The sequence below is a fragment of the Methylobacterium sp. Leaf113 genome, from assembly GCF_001423325.1.
In the GTDB taxonomy this organism is placed as follows: Bacteria; Pseudomonadota; Alphaproteobacteria; order Rhizobiales; family Beijerinckiaceae; genus Methylobacterium.
Window position 1 is genome coordinate 129,022 of the sequence record NZ_LMNJ01000034.1, and the last position, 16,718, is coordinate 145,739.

The following is a 16,718-nucleotide window of genomic DNA, read 5'->3' on the forward strand; positions in this document are numbered from 1 at the left end:
CCCCCGCCGACGGGGGAGGGGGCTTCCCGTGCTAGAACAGGCCTTCGATCTGCCCGTTGGCATCGAGGTGGATGCCTTCCGAGGCCGGGACCTTGGGCAGGCCCGGCATGGTCATGATCTCACCGCAGATCACCACAACGAAGCCCGCACCCGCCGAGAGGCGCACGTCCCGCACCGCGATGAGGTGGCCGGAGGGGGCGCCCATCAGGTTCGGGTCGGTGGAGAACGAGTACTGCGTCTTGGCCATGCAGACCGGCAGGTGGCCGTAGCCGTCCTTCTCGAACTGCGCGAGCTTGGTGGCGGCCTTCGATTCCACCTGGATGTCGCCGGCTCCGTAGAGCTTGGTGGCGATGGCGAGGATCTTGTCGGTGAGCTTGGTCTCGGTCTCGTAGGCGAAGGTCAGCGGCTTCTGCTCGCCCTCGGCCAGCTTGACCACCGCATGGGCGAGCTCCTCGGCGCCGGCGCCGCCCTCCGCCCAATGCTTGCAGGTGATGGCCTCGACCTGGAGCTGGTCGCGGCACAGCTCCTTGAGCTTGGCATGCTCGGCATCGGTATCGGCGTAGAAGTGGTTGACGCCGACGACCACGGGCAGGCCGAAGCTGCGCACGTTGCTGACGTGGCGGGCCAGGTTGGCGAAGCCCTTCTCCAAGGCGCCGAGGTTCTCGGAGCCGAGTTCCTTCTTCGAGACGCCGCCATGCATCTTGAGGGCGCGCACGGTGGCGACGATGACCACGGCCGAAGGCTTCAGGCCGGCCTGGCGGCACTTGATGTCGATGAACTTCTCCGCGCCGAGATCGGCGCCGAAGCCCGCCTCGGTGACCACGTAGTCGCCGAGCTTCAGGCCGGCGCGGGTGGCGATCACCGAGTTGCAGCCATGGGCGATGTTGGCGAAGGGGCCGCCGTGGATGAGGGCCGGGTTGCCCTCGAGGGTCTGCACCAGGTTCGGCTGCAGGGCGTCCTTGAGCAGCACCGTCATGGCGCCCGTGGCCTTGACGTCCTTGAGTGTCACCGGCTTGCGGTCGCGGGTCTCGGCGATGACGATGCGGCCGAGGCGCGCCTCGATGTCGTCCAGATCCTTGGCGAGGCAGAACACCGCCATGACCTCGGAGGCCACGGTGATGTCGAAGCCGTCCTCGCGCGGGAAGCCGTTGGCGACGCCGCCGAGCGACTGGGTGATGGCGCGCAGCGCCCGATCGTTCATGTCGACCACGCGGCGCCAGTGGATGCGGCGCACGTCGATGTTGAGCTCGTTGGCCCAGTAGACGTGGTTGTCGATGAGCGCGGCCGCCAGGCTGTGCGCCGAGGTGATGGCGTGGAAGTCGCCGGTGAAGTGCAGGTTGATCTGCTCCATCGGCACGACCTGGGCCTTGCCGCCGCCGGCCGCACCCCCCTTCATGCCGAAGCAGGGTCCGAGGGAGGGTTCGCGCAGGCACATCACGGTCTTCTGGCCGATGCGGTTGAGCGCATCGCCGAGGCCGACCGTGGTGGTGGTCTTGCCCTCGCCGGCCGGCGTCGGGCTGATCGCCGTCACGAGCACGAGCTTGCCCTCGGGCTTGGCTTCGAGCGACGTGATGAAGGCGTGGTCGATCTTGGCGATGTGCCGACCGTAATGGTGAAGCGCCTCGTCCGGAATCCCGATCTTGGCGGCAACCTCGGTGATCGGCTGTAGCGTGGCGGCGCGCGCGATCTCGATATCTGAGGGCATACTGCGTTTCTCCCGGATTGTTCTTGCGCGGTTGGGCCCGGCGCGGGGCCGGATCCATCCGCTGGCGTGTGTCGTCTGCCGAGAGACCGGATCCGTCGACGTTGGGCCGTACGGATCGGCCGAACGGCCACACAGGATCGATCGCATCAATTTGCGCGAAGGGACAAGCAAAAGCGCGTCGGAAATTTTGAATTCGCAGGCAAAATTTTGTTTGGGATCAGGTGCGTGTCATCCCGTGATGGCACTGGCCGTGTATCCGGCCTCCGACAGCGCCTCCGCGATGCTTGAGGCCTGAGCCGTGGTCGTGACTGCGATGCAGCCGTGATCGAGGTCGACCGCGACCTTGGCTTCCGGGTCGAGGCGCCGGATCGCCCGGCACACCGCCGCCACGCAGCCGTCGCAGGTCATGCCCTCCACCTGTATCAGGAGGTCCGATGGCGTCGCGTCCATGAGGTGCGCTCCGGGCTTCTCGTGCCGTCGGCCGCATTGTGATGCGGCGGCGGGCCGATGCAAGTTGCTGGACTGCGGTGCCGGACCTGGTGCGCCAACCCGGGGCCGGAACGCGGTCTTGCCGGGGAACGCCCGCCTGAACGGCGCGCACACAACGCGCCAAGCCACATTCCACCGGAAATTCGTTCCCGGCGGGCGGCGGTCCCTTGTGGGCCGGCGGCGTCTCGGCAACAAATGGCTGCGTGCGGGCGCGGGCTGGCACGCGCCCTGGTTTCATGTTTCGAGGATCGAAGACCCCGATGGCCCGGATCGTTGGCCGGCGTACGAGCCTGTGGGCCTTCTCCCTGCTCGGGCTCAGCCTCCTCGGGCCGCTGGCGGTGTTCAGCCCGCTCGGGGCGAGCCTCGGGCTCGCCGGGATCGGCCTCGTGGCGGCGCTCACCGCGCATCGGCGCGCCAGCACGCTGACGGCGCGCTGCGAGAAGCTGTCCGGCGAAGTCAACGTGCTGTCGCAGCGCCTGGTGCGCCTGGAGACGGTGACCCGAGCCCTGGCCGAGCAGCAGGTCCGCGCCGTCGAGGCCGGGCTTCCCGCGAGCGCCGCGCCTCCCGGTCTCGACAGCCCGCATTTCCTCGACAGCCAGGAACTGAACGCAGGGCTCGAAGAGGTCACGGCCGAGATCGGCCTGCTCAGCGGGATCGTGCGGGAACTGGCGGCGGTGGTCGCGGCCCAGGATGGCGAGATCGCCGGGCTCAAGACGGCCCCACCGGTTCCCCCCGTTCCCCCGGCTCCGTCGCGAGGCATCGCCCCCGATTTCGAACCCGACTTGCGCCCGGCGACCCGCGTCGCCGAGGCGGAGCCGGCCCGCCGGCCCGCCGCCGTCCCGGCAACCCCCTGGACCCCGCGCGCCCTGGGCCGGGTCGAACCGACCGGGGACGCGGCCCTGGTCGCGGCCTACGACGGCGACGGGCTCGAGGTTCATCTCCAGCCCATCGTGTCGCTGCCGCAGCGCAAGGTGGTGTCCTACGAGGCCGTGGCGCGCCTGCGCCTCGCGGGAGACTCCCTGGGAGCCGAGGCCTTCGTGCCGGTTCTGGAGCGCCATGGCCGCACCACCGATCTCGACCGCCGCATGCTCCAGCGCGTCGCCACCATCGCGCGTCATCTCGCCGGGCGCGGCAGCCTGGCGGCGGTGGCCTACGGGCTGTCGCCGCGCTCGCTGTTCGAGCCGGGTTTCCTGCGCTCCCTCGGCCGCCTCGTCGAGGGCGAGCCGGACCTGTCCGGGCGGGTGATGCTGGCTCTGCCGCAGCTGAGCTGGCGCAGCCTCGACGCGGAGCAGGCCGGGGCGCTGGCGGACCTGCGCGGCCGCATCGGCTTCATCCTGGACCGGCCCCTCGACCTGCGCCTCGACCCCCTGGCCCTGGCCGACCGGGGCGTCTCCCAGGTGAAGGTGCCGGTCGACCTGCTGCTGCGTCCGGGCACCCGCCAGGCGATGCCCGACATCGCCCTCGAGGATCTCGTGGCGTCGCTGGCACGGGCGGGCATCCGCCTCGTCGCCGAGCAGGTGGAGCGCGAGACCGACGTGCCCGATCTGATCGAACTCGATGTGCCGCTGGCGCAGGGGATCGTCTTCGCCCCCGCCCGGGTGGTGCGCGCCGAGGTGCTCAACGCCCCGCCCGAAGCGCCGGAGCCTGCGCCGCCGCCGAACGAGGACCCGGAGCCGCCGCCGCAGCGCCGCCCGTTTCGCGATTTCCTGCGCCGGGCCGGCTGAGGCGCGCCTGGACGCCGGGCCCTTCGGGAGCGATCGGCGCCGGGAAGGCCGGGGATCGAGACCGGCGAACCGCGGGCGGCGTTGATTTCCGGGGATGTCCCGCCTAACCGGACGGCGCTCCCTCCACGCCCGCCGCCAGGACAGGTCCGCCCGCATGACCGAGACGCCCGCACGCTCCGCTGCCTCCCGGCCCGTTCCGACCCTGGACGGTGTTGCGGGGATCGCGGAGCGCTACGACCTGATTCTCTGCGATGTCTGGGGCGTGCTGCATGACGGCACCAACGCCCATCCGGGGGCGAGCGACGCGCTGATGCGCTTTCGCGCCTTGCCGGAGGCGGGGCGGCCACGCCGGGTGGTGCTGGTCTCGAACGCGCCGCGCCCCTGGGCCGGCGTACAGGCGATCCTCGACGGGTTCGGCGTGCCCCGCGCCGCCTACGACGCCATCCTGACCTCCGGCGACCTCACCCGCAGCCTGATCGCGGCCCATCCGGGCGAGCGCCTGCACCATCTCGGGCCGGAGCGCGACGCCACGATCTTCGACGGGCTCGACGTGAAGCTGGTCGACGTGGCGGCGGCCGACCGCGTGGTCTGCACCGGCCTGTTCGACGACACCTGCGAGACCGCCGAGGATTACCGCGCGACGCTGGAGGCCATGCGGGCGCGGGCGGTGCCGATGATCTGCGCCAATCCCGATCTCGTGGTCGAGCGCCGGGGTGAGCTCGTCCCCTGCGCGGGCCTGATCGCGGAAGCCTATGAAGGCCTCGGCGGCGCCGTCACCTACGCGGGCAAGCCCCATCGTCCCGTCTACGAGGCGGCCCTGACGCTGGCGGGCGGCCTCGACGGGCGCGTGCCGCCGGAACGCGCCCGGGTGCTCGCGGTCGGCGACGCGCTGCGCACCGACATCGCGGGGGCGGCGGCCTACGGCATTCCCAGCCTGCTGGTGGCGCGCGGCATCCATGCGGAGGAGCTTGGGGTCTCGGCCGCGCACGCGAGCCTCGGCGACATCGCCGACTGGCTCGATCGTCAGGCTGTCCGGCCGGATGCGGTGATCGAGCGCCTGGTCTGGTGATCCTGGTCTGGTGATCAGGCGAACAGGGCGTCGATCTCGTCCTGGGCGACGGCCGGGCCGTTGATCTGCGGTCCGTTGAGGATGAGGAGTTCGCGGCGGACCCGGCGCTCCACCTCCTCCGGATCGATGCCGCCCTTGTCCTTGGCCTTGACGGCGCTGGCGAAGCGCGAGAGCCGGCTCTCGAGCTGATGCAGAGCCTCCACCACCTTGGCGATGCGCTGGCCGGTGATGTCCTGGAAGGTGCAGGCCTCGAAAATGTCGTTCATGCGCGCCTCGACGGTGGCGCGGTAGTTCTTGTCGTCGGGCAGGCCGAGGATCTCCTCGGCCGTGTTCATGATGGAATTGGTGGCGCCCGCCGTGGCGGCCACCACGCTGCCGAGTTCCTCATGGGCCATCGGCAAGCGGTCGCGGGTGAGTTCGTTGGCCCGGAGTGCGGCGATCTCGTTGCGCAGGTGCGCGATGTAATCCGCGATCTCGACCAGTTCGCGGATCAGGGATGGCTTGTCCGGCGAGGAATTCGCTTTGCGCGCCTGCTTGGCGAGTGGCATGGTCCCTTGCTCCCCCCTTACGGTGTGCGTCGGCGATCGATCAGGCGCCGCAGACCGCTTCGATCTTGCTCTTCAGCGTGGCGGCGTTGAACGGCTTGACGATGTAGTTGTTCACGCCGGCCTTCTTGGCGGCGATGACGTTCTCGGTCTTCGACTCGGCGGTGACCATGATGAACGGCGTGGTGCGCAGGGCTTCGTCGGCACGGACGTGGCGCAGCAGCTCGTAGCCCGTCATCGGCTCCATGTTCCAATCGGAGATGACGAGGCCGTATTTGCGGTTCTTCAGGCGGGCCAGGGCGGCGGTGCCGTCGGAGGCGTCGTCGACCTCTTCGAAGCCGAGCTGCTTGAGCAGGTTGCGGATGATACGGACCATCGTCTGATAATCGTCGACGACGAGGATCGGCATGCCGAGATCGAGGGCCATGAGTCGGTGTGCTCCGTCAGGGGAGGGCCGGCGCGGGGCACGGAACTCCGGGAATGTGCCGGAACGCCAAGCTTAGGGCGCTCCTTGGCGAGCAAACTACGCAGCATCGCATTGCGAAGCGGTTAACTGCCCACGCGTCGTATCTTGTCGTCCGGCTTCGTCGTGGCCCCGAGCTGCTCTGCGGCGCTGCGATAGACCGGGCTGTCCTTGACAAGGCCGTCCCGCTCGCCCCCATGCGGGCGGCATGTCCGCCCCTCCGTCCGATACCGGTTCCCCGCCGTCCAGCCTCGACGCGTTCGCCCGCGAGACCCTGGCCGATCTCGAGGCCCGCGCCCTGCGCCGCCGGCTGATCGACACCGCGCGCGGCCCCGGCGTCACCGCCCGACGGAGCGGCCGGACCCTGGTGTCGTTTTCCTGCAACGATTATCTCGGGCTCTCCGACGACCCCCGGGTGATCGCCGCCGGCCAGGCGGCCCTGGCGCGCTACGGAGCCGGGGCCGGGGCCTCGCGCCTCGTCACCGGCAACCACCCCCTGCTGGGCGCGCTGGAAGCCCGGCTCGCCGCCCACAAGGGCAAGGCCGCCGCCCTGGTCTTCGGCAGCGGGTACATGGCCAATCTCGGCATCGTGCCGGCCCTGGCGGGCGCCCGGGACCTGGTCTTGATCGATGCGCTCGGCCATTCCTGCCTGTTCGCGGGGGCGCAGGTCTCGGGTGCCACGATGCTGCGCTTCCGCCACAACGACATCGGCCACCTGCGGGACATCCTGGCCGCGCGGAGGGGCCGCCACGGGCGCGCGCTGATCCTCACCGAGCGGGTGTTCAGCATGGACGGCGACCGGGCTCCCCTGGACGCTCTCCTGGAGGTCGCCGCGGCCCACGATGCCTGGACGCTGGTGGACGATGCCCACGGCCTCGGCGTGGTGGAGGCGGGCGCCCGTGCGCCCCTGGAAATGGGCACCCTGTCCAAGGCGCTGGGCTCCTATGGCGGCTATCTCTGCGCCTCGCGCGAGGTCATCGACCTCATGACGAGCCGGGCCCGCAGCTTCGTCTACACCACCGGCCTGCCGCCCGCCTCGGCCGCGGCCGCCCTGTGCGCGCTGGACATCATCGAGGCGGAGCCCGAGCGCGCCGCCCGACCCCTGGCCCTGGCCCGCCGCTTCACGGCGCGGCTCGGACTGCCCGAGGCGACGAGCCCGATCGTGCCCGTCCATGTCGGGACGGCGGAAGCGGCGCTCGCCCTCTCGGCCGCCCTGGAGGCGCGCGGCTTCCTCGTCGTCGCGATCCGGCCGCCGACGGTGCCGGCCGGCACCGCCCGGCTGCGCGTGGCCTTCTCGGCCGCGCACGACACGGCGCAGGTCGACGCCCTCGCGGATGCTCTCGCCGAGGCTCTCGCGGATGCCCAACTCGGCCTCGCGCCCGACCGGCCGCCGGCCTGAGGCGTCCGGCCGAACCCTGCAGCGGGGCTTCGGCAAGGCCTGCCGCGCCGGAAACGCCATCGGCCTGTCGCGCTGGCCTCGTGCTCGACGCCGATCCCCGGCAGCCTGCCAGGGGGCACCATCGAGAGCCGGCTGACGCTCTATGCCTGCCCCGCCGTGCCGGTCTCGGGAATTACGGCGCCGGCCCTTGCCGTCCAAACCTTTCCGTCGATGAGCCCGCCTTGCCGCGTCTTCCACCGTGGCACGCCCCGGGCGCCGGAAGCCTTGCCGCCACTGACGGATCGCGCTAGGCAAACCCGGCGTGTCCGGTGCGGGTGCGGTCCTGGAGATCGTCCCGGACACCGAAACGCAAGCTGTCCCAACGGTTTGGGCCTGTAGCTCAATGGTTAGAGCCGACCGCTCATAACGGTCTGGTTGCAGGTTCGAGTCCTGCCGGGCCCACCACCGACGGCCTTTCCGGTCCATCCTGGGCCGATGCAAGAACAGGTCTGGTCGAACACGCGGCCTGAGGCTGCCTCGATTCCCCCTTTTTGGACACCTTTGGACCCCATCGCCCGGCGCGTCGTGCCGGATGGGGCTGTCCCGGGCATGAGCGGGCAGGCGCCACGGAAGAGGATGTCCGCCGGAGCGAAGTCGATACCGAGTAGTATGCCTCGGCGACAATGTCCTTATTCGGACCCTTGCCGACGCGACAATAACGTTAAATTACATGTGTTAATTTGCGAATATCTACCATCAATATCTATAATATATTTTAAAACTTATACCGAACAACAACTCGTCTATCAGTGGCATATCAGCAACGCTTCGGTTTGACCGCAGTTTTGCGTTTCGGCGTCTATCGATTTCATTAAGATATATGTTCATAGATTCCGTATAGGACGTCTCGCGGGCGGGGTGTTGATCGGCTCTGCAAGATGTCGGCTCCAGATCGGGCTGCGGCGACCGGATCGACATGGAACGCCGAACGGAACCTGGAGAATTGGACCATGCGCGCGTCGCGCCGTGAATTTATGACTTGGGTCACCGCGAGCGGTATTTCGCTCAGCCTGTCCCGCCTCGCCGCCGCCCAGGAGCCCAGCTTCGCCGCCCGCGAGACCTTACCGGGCCGGAACCACTGGAATCCCGCCTCCGGCGGCCTCGGTCGCATCGACGGCAGCCCGAAGGTGACGGGGGCGAAGCTCTATGCTTCGGATTTCCGCGCCGCCGACATGCCGGGCTGGCCGCAGACCACCTCCCACGCCCTGCTGGTGCGGGCGCCGGACGCGTCCCGCGTCTATCTCGGCCTCGATCTCGCCCGCCTCGACGGGCCGCTCAAGCCCACCGTGGTGGTGACGGCGGACGACGTGACTAAGGCCAATCTCACGGTTCCGGACTTCTATGCCGGCGACCTGTTCTGTCCGGTGGGCAAGACGCCGCTCTATCTCGGCCAGCCCCTCGCGATGCTGATCTTCGACAGCTTCGACGCCTTCGACCGGGCCCGCCTCGCCTTCCGCGACGGCACCCTGGTCCAGTTCGGCGACGAGACCGGCCCGGTCGAGGGCGAGAATTACGGCGCCTTCCGCTTCACCCGCGTCGCCGGCCCGACCCCGCAATCGCCCGACGTCTACTCGCCGATCCTGGCCGGATGGGTCAGTCCGGGCCGCATGCAGCATTCGCCCCTGCCGGTCTGGGAGCCCTACGCCCGGGAGACCTCGAAGCCCTACGGCAAGGCGGCCCGCTACGGCGAGGCCATCCGCGCCGAGCTGACGGGGACCGACCCGGACCTGCTGGTGCTCGACCGGCGCTTCGAGACCCAGTCGGTCGACCCGATGTTCCTCGAAACCGAGAGCGGCCTCGGCTGGTACGACGGCCGGAGCCGAAAGCTCGAACTGGTGCTCGGCATCCAGTCGCCCTACGAGGGCGCCGAGGCCATCGCCACCCTGCTGAGCAAGGCCAAGGCCGCGTTCAAGCCCAAGCACATCGAGGCCGATTTCGCCTATATGGGCGGCGGTTTCGGCGGGCGCGACCACACCCCCTTCATCCTCTACGTCACCCTGGCGGCGATCTTCTTCCCCGGCCGCCCGGTGCGCCTGGCGCATGATCGCTTCCAGCAGTTCCAGGGCGGCATCAAGCGCCACGCCTTCAAGATGCACACGCGGATCGGGATCAGCCGCAAGACCGGCAAGATCACGGCCTTCGCGGCCGACCACGTCCTCGACGGCGGCGGCCTCCAGAACTTCTCGACCAACGTCGCCACGGTGGCGGCGGCGGCGGCCATCGGCATCTACGACATCCCGAAGGTCGACGTCACCACGGTGGCCCTGCACAGCCGCGGCGTGACGGCCGGCTCGATGCGCGGCTACGGCACCGTGCAGACCATGACGGCGCTCGAAACCCTGATCGACGAGGCCGCCGCGGCGCTGCCGCTCGATCCGATCGCGTTCCGCCGCCGCAACGCCCTGGCCCCCGACGGCCGCACCATGATGGGCAATCGCTACACCGTCTCGGTGCGGACGCTGGAACTCCTCGACAAGCTCGAGGCGCATCCGATCTGGACGGCGCGGGCGGCGGAGAAGGCCCGGCCGAAGCGCGACGGCATCGTCGTCGGCACCGGCGTCGCCTGCGTCACCAAGGATTACGGCACCGGCGCCGACTGCTCCATGGGCCGCATCGAGATCGACCCCCAGGGCCGCATCTCGATCGCCTGCGATCAGCCCGAGATGGGCAACGGCATGGGCACCGCGCTGGCGAGCCGGGTCGCGATCCACATCGGCGGCCTCGCCGACGAGGTCGCCCTCGGCCAGCTCGACGCCTTCGGCGCCCTGGCGCTGGTCACCTCCGGCAATTCGTACACGATGGATCAGGCGACGCAGGACGCCGTCGAGAAGAACAGCCGCTGGGTTCCGGCCATCAGCTCGGCCACCGCGGCCTCGAACGGCGCCCATGTGGGCACCCACGCGGCGGCCGAGGCGGCCCGCGTCATCTTCCGGTTCGGCCTGTGGCCGGCGGCCCTCGCGCTGTGGAACATTCCGGCCACCGACCACCGGGCCGAGCAATGGGCCGAGGCGCGGTGGCAGGAGGGCCGTCTGGTCTTCGCCGATCTGCCGCCGCTGTCCCTGCCGGATCTCGCGGCCAAGGCCCATGCGGCCCGGCTGGTGACCGGGGCGATGACCCACTGCTTCTCGCGGTGGGCCTTCGCCAGCGCCACCTTCCCGATCCAGGACAAGCGCTATCGCGCCGAGGCGGACGCCCTCGCGGTCCGCCACGGCGCCGGCCCGTTCGAACGGGTCGCCCGCGTCGCCGTCGCGTTCCCGCCCACCAGCAACAACCGGATCGGCACCACCTTCGGAGCCCAGTGCGGCACCGTCGTGCGCGTCGAGATCGATCGGACCAGCGGGGCGATCCGGATCGCCAAGGCCTATTCGGTGGTGGAATGCGGCCGCGCCCTGGTCCCGGAAGTGGTGCGGGGCCAGGCCCAGGGCGGCTTCGCCATGGGCGTCGGCTACACCCTGCTGGAGACCCTGCCGCTCTACGAGGGCGGCCCCGGCAACGGCCAGTGGAATCTCGGCCAGTACGTGGTGGCCCGTGGATCGGACCTGCCGCTGCACGATCTCGAGATCGAATTGCTGCCGCCGGTCTCCGCCGACGAGCCGCCCAAGGGCATCGCCGAGGTGGTCATGATCCCCGTCGTGCCCGCCATCCTCAATGCCATCTTCGACGCGACCGGCCACCGCTTCTACTCGCTTCCGGTCACCCCCACCATGCTCAAGGGAGCCCTGGCGTGACGGCACTGGTCATCACCATCAACGGTCGGGTCCATGGTCCGACGGAGGTCCGCGACGACCTCACCATGAACGACTTCCTGCGCGAATATCTCGGGATGACGGGCACCAAGTTCGGCTGCGGCGCGGCGCAGTGCCTGAGCTGCGCCATCATCGTCGATGAACCGGACGGGACGAGTTCCACCAGCCCGACCTGCATCGTCCCGGCCGTGAGCTTCAACGGCAAGACGATCCGCACGGTCGAGGGGCACGCCAAGGGCGACGAGCTCAGCGTGCTGCAGAAGGCCTTCATCCACCACTTCGCGTTCCAGTGCGGATACTGCACGCCGGGCTTCCTCAACGAGGGCCAGGTGCTGCTCGAGCGTCTGGCCCGGACGCCGGTGGCCCGGGCGGACGTGGAATCCACCATCGCCGAAGCCCTCGACGGCCATCTCTGTCGCTGCACCGGTTACGTCAAATATCACGAGGCGGTCCGCTCCGTGATCCTGGCCGAACCCCAGCGCTACCTCCTCTGAAAGCCCGGCCGATGACCTCTTCCCTCCGGACCCGCGGCCTCGCCGCGGCGGCCGTCCTCGCCGTGTGCCTGGTTCGGGTCGATGCGGCCGAGCCGGTTCCGGCCGGCCGGCTCGCCCCGCCGCAGAGCTTCGACGCGATCGCCGACACCCACACGCGCTCGGCGGCGATCTTCACCGAACTCGGCAAGGTCCTGACCAGTCCCCGCTGCACCAACTGCCATCCGGCCGGTGACCGGCCCCGGCAGGGCGACCACAGCCGGCCCCACCAGCCGCCGGTGTTCCGCGGGCCCGACGGCTTCGGCACCGCGTCGATGCGTTGCGGGAGCTGCCACGGCGCCGCCAATTTCGAGCCCGGACGGATGCCGGGGCATTCCGACTGGCACCTCGCCCCGCGCTCGATGGCCTGGGAGGGCAGAAGCGTCGCCGAGATCTGCGAGCAGATCAAGGATCCGGCGCGCAACGGCCAGCGCAAGGTGGAGGACCTCCTGCACCACATCGGCCAGGACACCCTGGTCGGATGGGCCTGGGCGCCCGGATACGGCCGGACGCCGGCGCCCGGGACGCAGGCCGAGGCCGGTGCCCTGGTGGCGGCCTGGATCGCCAGCGGCGCCGCCTGTCCGCTGAAATAGGGCCGGATCGCGCGGGCTCGCGGCCCGGCATCGAACGCCCTCGTTCACCGAATACCCTGCCCCGGCGATCTGTTGAAGCGATCGCGCGGCGGCAGGCTTCGCAACGCATGCGACCCGTGCCCGGCGCCCGAGCCGGGTTCATGGTGCGCCCGGCGACGATCGGCCGGCCGGATGCGAAGGCGGAGCGGCGACATCAACCACGACCGCGACGAGCCCGGCTCGACCGCTGTCGGCCCGCGCTGCGGCGCGGCGGCGCACAGGCGCCGAACCGGCGAGCCCGACCGATGGGGCGGCTTATCGGGACTTGGACATTCACGGGAGAGACGTCGATGCTTACGTGTGCGGCCCGCCGGGGCCTGCTTCTGGCCTGCCGCGGGCATGTCCGTGCGGGGCTCGGCCTTGCGGGGCTCGGCCTTGCCGGTCTTGGCCTCGCGGGTCTTGGCCTCGCGGGGGTCAGCCTCATCGGAACCGCGTCGGCCGCGGACGGGCCCGCAGCGCCAGCGCCGCCCGTGGGGCCGGTCGCGGCACCGCCCGCGCCCTCGCTCTTCAGCTTCTCCGACACCATCATCAGCTACCGGTTCCAGGGGCCGTCCGCCGAGCCCGGGATCAGCGTCCAGGGCCCGGACGGCCGGCGCGAGCCCCGCGCGGTGCCCAAGAACGTGGTCAACCTGTTCCACGCCAATACCTGGACCTACGGCACCAACCTGCTCTCCCTCGACATCCTGCGCTCGGGGTCCCAGGACCCGGCGGGCGACAAGTTCGGCAACTTCCCCGGCGTCGGCGCGACCGAGTTCTACCTGATCTACCGGGGCGTCCTCAGCGGGAACCAGATCTTCGACACCGACGCCTTCAGCATCCCGGGCCTCGTCAAGGATATCGGGCTGTCCTTCGGGGCGGACATCAACACCAAGGACACGACCTTCGATTCCGAGAAGCGCGCCGGCACCTTCGGCCTCAACTTCGCGTTCGACGTGCCGGCCGGATACGTGAATCTCAAGGTCCAGGCCTACAAGGAGTTCTCGCGCAACGGCTTCGCGGTGGGCCGCTTCCGCAGCGTCGAATACCGGATGACGCCGGAATTCGAGCTGACCTATGCGCTGCCCCTGAGCTTCACCGGGCTGCCCCTGTCGCTCGCCGGCTTCAACACCGTGATCCTGCCCAAGGGCCGCTACGGACGCATCAACGAGAACGAGACCCAGGTCGAGTTCGTGTCGCAGACCAACCTGGTGCTGGATGTCGGCCAGCTCGTCGCCGGCACGCCCCACCGCTTCGAGGTGTTCGCCGGCTTCCAGTACTGGCACAACAAGTTCGGCGGCGATCCGCGCCGGACCATCAACACCGAGGAGAAGGCGCTGATCGCGGGCGTGTCGTATCACCTGCCGTGAGAGGATGTCCCGTCCGACGGTGCGTCTCCGGAGCGTCGGGCGCCAAGATCACGGATGCTTGGATCACGGATGCTTGGATCACGCAGGCTTGGATCACGCAGGCTTGGATCACGACTGCGAAGATCGCCGGGCGGGAAGCCGAAGCGCCGGCGGAAGGCGCGGTTGAAGGTCGGCACGTCGGTGAAGCCGCAGCCATACGCGATGGTGGCGATCTTCAGGCCGTCGTTGTCCGGCGAGGCCAGGTGGCGGTAGGCATGGGTCAGGCGCGCGGTCCGGATCTCCGCCGCGATGCCCTCGGTCTCGGCAAAGGCCCGGTAGAGCTGGGTTCGCGACAGCCCGAGCGCCGTGTGGATCTGCCGCGGGCAGAGGCCCGGGTCGTGCAGCCGCCGCTCGATCTGCGCCCGCGCCAGGGAGATCACCGCATCCCGCGACAGCTCCCTCCGCGACCGGCCGGCCGCCTCCGGGACGAGGCCCCGCAGCAGGTGCAGCAGGCTGTCCAGGGCCGCGTCCGCCTCGCCGTGGGACATCGCCCGCACCGAGCTCGCGAAGGCGCGGAACTGCGGCGCGAAGGCGGATATCGCGGGTCGGCTCGCCAGAATCCGCCCCGAGAAGGCATCGGCATCGCCGAACCACGCCTCGAACATCCGGCGCGGTACGGCGATGCGGAGTTCCTCGTAGGCGTTCTGGGACCCGGCCATGAAGGGCCGGTTCCGGACCAGGAAGCTGATGTCGCCGGCGGCGATCCGCCCGCCGCGGTCGTGCTGCTCCTGGTAGCCGATCCCGTCGAGGGCCAGGGCGATGGCGACCTGCTCGGGGGCGTTCCGGTCGATATGGCCGCTGCCGAACCGCAACCCCACCGGCGAACTCGCCGTGTGCGTCAGCGCCCAGTCCGCCGCGGCCACGGCCAGCCGCCTGGCCTGGAAGGGCGCCCGCGCCTGGACCCGCTCCACGTCGCCGAAGGGCGCCAGCGCGGTGGCGCGCCAGAACGCGAACGCCTGCCGGGGTTCGACGCAGGTCGTCGTTTCGATGACGCTGGGAACCACTGCCGGCCGAGACATCCTCAACGCTCCGATCGCGCGGGGTCGCCGACCCGGAGCCGGCGCGATTTCCACGGGTGTCGCGTTCCATAGCCGAAAGCGACGCGGCCCGGCAGCTCCAATTGTTGGAAACCGACCTGTGCCCGTCCGAGCCTGTTGACTCCGCCCAAGACTTGTCGCTCTCAAGATCCGCCGTACGGGCGCCCGGCGAAAACAAGACTAGAGCCCGCAACAGCGCGCCTCATTCACGGGGCGCCACACCGGAAATTAACGCGCCCGGTGGTTCCTGTCGGGCGCACGCATCGCCCGGCGCTCCGTCGGCCCGCCGCTTCCACGGACGCTTCCCGCATGAATCCCTACCTGCTCCTCGCCTTCGCGATCAGCGCCGAAGTGACCGCGACGCTGGCCCTCAAGGCCGCCGACGGGCTGACCCGGCCGGTGCCGACCGTGATCATGGTGGTGGGCTACGGCACCGCCTTCTGGCTGATGTCGAACAGCATGAACATGCTGCCGATCGGCGTCGTCTACGCGATCTGGGCCGGGGTCGGCATGGTTGGGGCGGCCCTCGGCGGCGCCCTCCTGTTCGATGAGCCCATCACCCTGTCGATGATGGCCGGCATCGCGGTGATCGCCGTGGGCGTGACCATCCTGGCCTCGGGCCAGAGCGCGGCCCACTGATCCGCTTTCAACCCCCGGACATGGGGTCCCCCTCCCGCACGAAGGGCTGTCCTCCGGTGCTTTTTCACCCCGAGCGCGGCCCGCGGTCCCGCCCCCACCGCGCGGGGCGCCCGGCCCTGGCCCTGAAGATCGGGCTCGTGGCGGCCGGGCTCCTGAGCGCCGTCGCCTGGGCGGCCACGGCCCTCCTCGGCGTGCCGAATCCCATCATCCTGGTGGCCCTCACCGTCCTCGAGCCCTCGGCCGTCGAACCCTGGTTCGCGCGCCGGCCGGTGCCGGCGGCGGCGACCCCGCGGGTCCTGCCGGTCCGGCTCCGCCCAATCCTCGACCCTGTGCCGTGGAAGGGCGGGCGGGTCTCCCTGGCCGAGATGCTGGCCGCGACCCACACCAATGCACTCCTGGTCACGCAGAACGGCATCCTGGTCCACGAATGGTATCGGCCCGGCTTCGACGGGGCGACGCGCTTTCCGTCCTGGTCGGTGGCGAAATCGGTGGTCTCGCTCCTGGTCGGGCAGGCGATCACGAAGGGGCAGCTCGCCGAGACGGACCGGGTCTCCGCCCTGCTTCCAGACCTGCGCCCGGATCTGCGCGACACCGCCGCCTTCGGCCGCATCACCGTCCGCGACCTCCTCGACATGACGAGCGGGCTCGCGGTGCCGGAGAACTACGATCCCTGGGACCCGCTGGTCGGCACAGCCGGGATGTACCTCACCCGCGACCTCCCGGCCTTCGTGCGGGACCACGCCCGCCTGTCGTCCCGGCCCGGCAGCAAGGGCCAGTACCGCAGCATCGACACCGAGGTGCTCGGGCTGATCCTGGCCGAGATCCAGGGCCGGCCCCTGGCCGACATCCTGTCGGAGCAGATCTGGAAACCGATGGGGGCCGAGGCGGAGGCGACCTGGAATCTCGACCGGCCCGGCGGGACCGAGAAGGCGTTCTGCTGCCTCAACGCCGTCGCCCGCGACTTCGCCCGCCTGGGGCTGATGGTGGCCGATCACGGCCGGGTGGGAGCGACGCGCATCGTGGCGCCGGGCTGGATCGAACGGATCGAGACGCCGGCCCGGCAGGAGGTCGACGGCTGGCCCTACTCGGCGCAGTGGTGGCACGTTCCGAACGGCGACGAGGACATCTCCGCCATCGGGGTCTACGGCCAGTACGTCTACATCAATCGCGACACCGGCACGGTGATCGTCAAGCTCAGCGACCACGGCGCGGAGCAGGACGAGGCCGACACCCTCGCGGTGATGCTCGCCCTCGCGCGCGACCTCGCCCGGCCCGGCCCGACGGCCAGGCCGTCCCCCGAATGAGACGCAGGGCCC

The 16,718-nt window shown here is 70.2% G+C and carries 14 protein-coding genes and 1 tRNA gene; 10 read left to right on the forward strand and 5 right to left on the reverse strand.

All coding sequences use genetic code 11. The features are described 5' to 3' along the window. Window positions 1-31: 31 nt before the first annotated feature. Both ASF60_RS17240 and ASF60_RS17245 read right to left on the reverse strand, forming a co-directional pair. Entirely contained in the window at window positions 32-1,705 is a 1,674-nt protein-coding gene (locus ASF60_RS17240) for a formate--tetrahydrofolate ligase (protein ID WP_056187683.1), read from the reverse strand. Between the two features lie 228 nt (window positions 1,706-1,933). After that, window positions 1,934-2,155, reverse strand: coding sequence for a heavy-metal-associated domain-containing protein (locus ASF60_RS17245; RefSeq protein WP_056187687.1), 222 nt, complete (start codon window positions 2,153-2,155; stop codon window positions 1,934-1,936). 299 nt (window positions 2,156-2,454) lie between these two features. On the opposite strand from ASF60_RS17245, the gene ASF60_RS17250 reads away from it, so the two are divergent. Continuing rightward, a complete protein-coding gene (locus ASF60_RS17250; RefSeq protein WP_082508026.1) occupies window positions 2,455-3,918 on the forward strand; it encodes an EAL domain-containing protein in 1,464 nt (487 codons plus the stop codon). Window positions 3,919-4,072: 154 nt separating this feature from the next. Beyond that, window positions 4,073-4,987 carry a TIGR01459 family HAD-type hydrolase gene (locus ASF60_RS17255; protein WP_056187689.1) on the forward strand — a complete coding sequence of 305 codons (915 nt, stop codon included), beginning with the start codon at window positions 4,073-4,075 and terminating at the stop codon, window positions 4,985-4,987. A gap of 14 nt (window positions 4,988-5,001) precedes the next feature. On the opposite strand, the gene ASF60_RS17260 is transcribed toward ASF60_RS17255, so the two are convergent. Together ASF60_RS17260 and ASF60_RS17265 are read right to left on the reverse strand one after the other, a co-directional pair. After that, window positions 5,002-5,535: a protein phosphatase CheZ gene (locus ASF60_RS17260; RefSeq protein WP_056187692.1), complete on the reverse strand. Its 534-nt coding sequence runs from the start codon at window positions 5,533-5,535 to the stop codon at window positions 5,002-5,004. A 40-nt stretch (window positions 5,536-5,575) separates the two neighbouring features. After that, on the reverse strand, window positions 5,576-5,959 hold the full coding sequence (locus tag ASF60_RS17265) for a response regulator (RefSeq protein WP_018046001.1): 384 nt from the start codon (window positions 5,957-5,959) through the stop codon (window positions 5,576-5,578). Between the two features lie 244 nt (window positions 5,960-6,203). Between ASF60_RS17265 and ASF60_RS17270 the strand changes: the two genes are divergently transcribed. The 6 genes from ASF60_RS17270 to ASF60_RS17295 all read left to right on the forward strand — a co-directional run bounded on the left by ASF60_RS17270 (window position 6,204) and on the right by ASF60_RS17295 (window position 13,687). Then, window positions 6,204-7,394, forward strand: a complete 1,191-nt coding sequence (locus ASF60_RS17270) for an aminotransferase class I/II-fold pyridoxal phosphate-dependent enzyme (RefSeq protein WP_056187694.1) — start codon at window positions 6,204-6,206, stop codon at window positions 7,392-7,394. 368 nt (window positions 7,395-7,762) lie between these two features. After that, window positions 7,763-7,838: transfer RNA gene (locus ASF60_RS17275), tRNA-Ile, on the forward strand. A 545-nt stretch (window positions 7,839-8,383) separates the two neighbouring features. Next, on the forward strand, window positions 8,384-11,161 hold the full coding sequence (locus ASF60_RS17280; protein WP_056187697.1) for a xanthine dehydrogenase family protein molybdopterin-binding subunit: 2,778 nt from the start codon (window positions 8,384-8,386) through the stop codon (window positions 11,159-11,161). Continuing rightward, a complete protein-coding gene (locus ASF60_RS17285) occupies window positions 11,158-11,673 on the forward strand; it encodes a (2Fe-2S)-binding protein (protein WP_056187700.1) in 516 nt (171 codons plus the stop codon). Before ASF60_RS17280 ends, ASF60_RS17285 begins: the two co-directional genes overlap by 4 nt. Before the next feature lie 11 nt (window positions 11,674-11,684). Beyond that, entirely contained in the window at window positions 11,685-12,302 is a 618-nt protein-coding gene (locus ASF60_RS17290) for a hypothetical protein (RefSeq protein WP_056187701.1), read from the forward strand. 329 nt (window positions 12,303-12,631) lie between these two features. Next, a complete protein-coding gene (locus ASF60_RS17295) occupies window positions 12,632-13,687 on the forward strand; it encodes a hypothetical protein (protein ID WP_056187705.1) in 1,056 nt (351 codons plus the stop codon). Here the strand turns inward: ASF60_RS17295 and ASF60_RS17300 are convergent. Continuing rightward, window positions 13,675-14,745, reverse strand: a complete 1,071-nt coding sequence (locus tag ASF60_RS17300) for a helix-turn-helix domain-containing protein (protein WP_082504114.1) — start codon at window positions 14,743-14,745, stop codon at window positions 13,675-13,677. The genes ASF60_RS17295 and ASF60_RS17300 overlap by 13 nt on opposite strands. 327 nt (window positions 14,746-15,072) lie before the next feature. Here ASF60_RS17300 and ASF60_RS17305 point away from each other — a divergent pair, with 327 nt between their 5' ends. Together ASF60_RS17305 and ASF60_RS17310 are read left to right on the forward strand one after the other, a co-directional pair. After that, window positions 15,073-15,402, forward strand: a complete 330-nt coding sequence (locus ASF60_RS17305; RefSeq protein WP_056187707.1) for a DMT family transporter — start codon at window positions 15,073-15,075, stop codon at window positions 15,400-15,402. A 56-nt stretch (window positions 15,403-15,458) separates the two neighbouring features. Then, window positions 15,459-16,706 (forward strand): serine hydrolase domain-containing protein, encoded by a 1,248-nt coding sequence (locus ASF60_RS17310; RefSeq protein WP_443136773.1) that lies wholly within the window; start codon window positions 15,459-15,461, stop codon window positions 16,704-16,706. Window positions 16,707-16,718 lie beyond the last annotated feature (12 nt).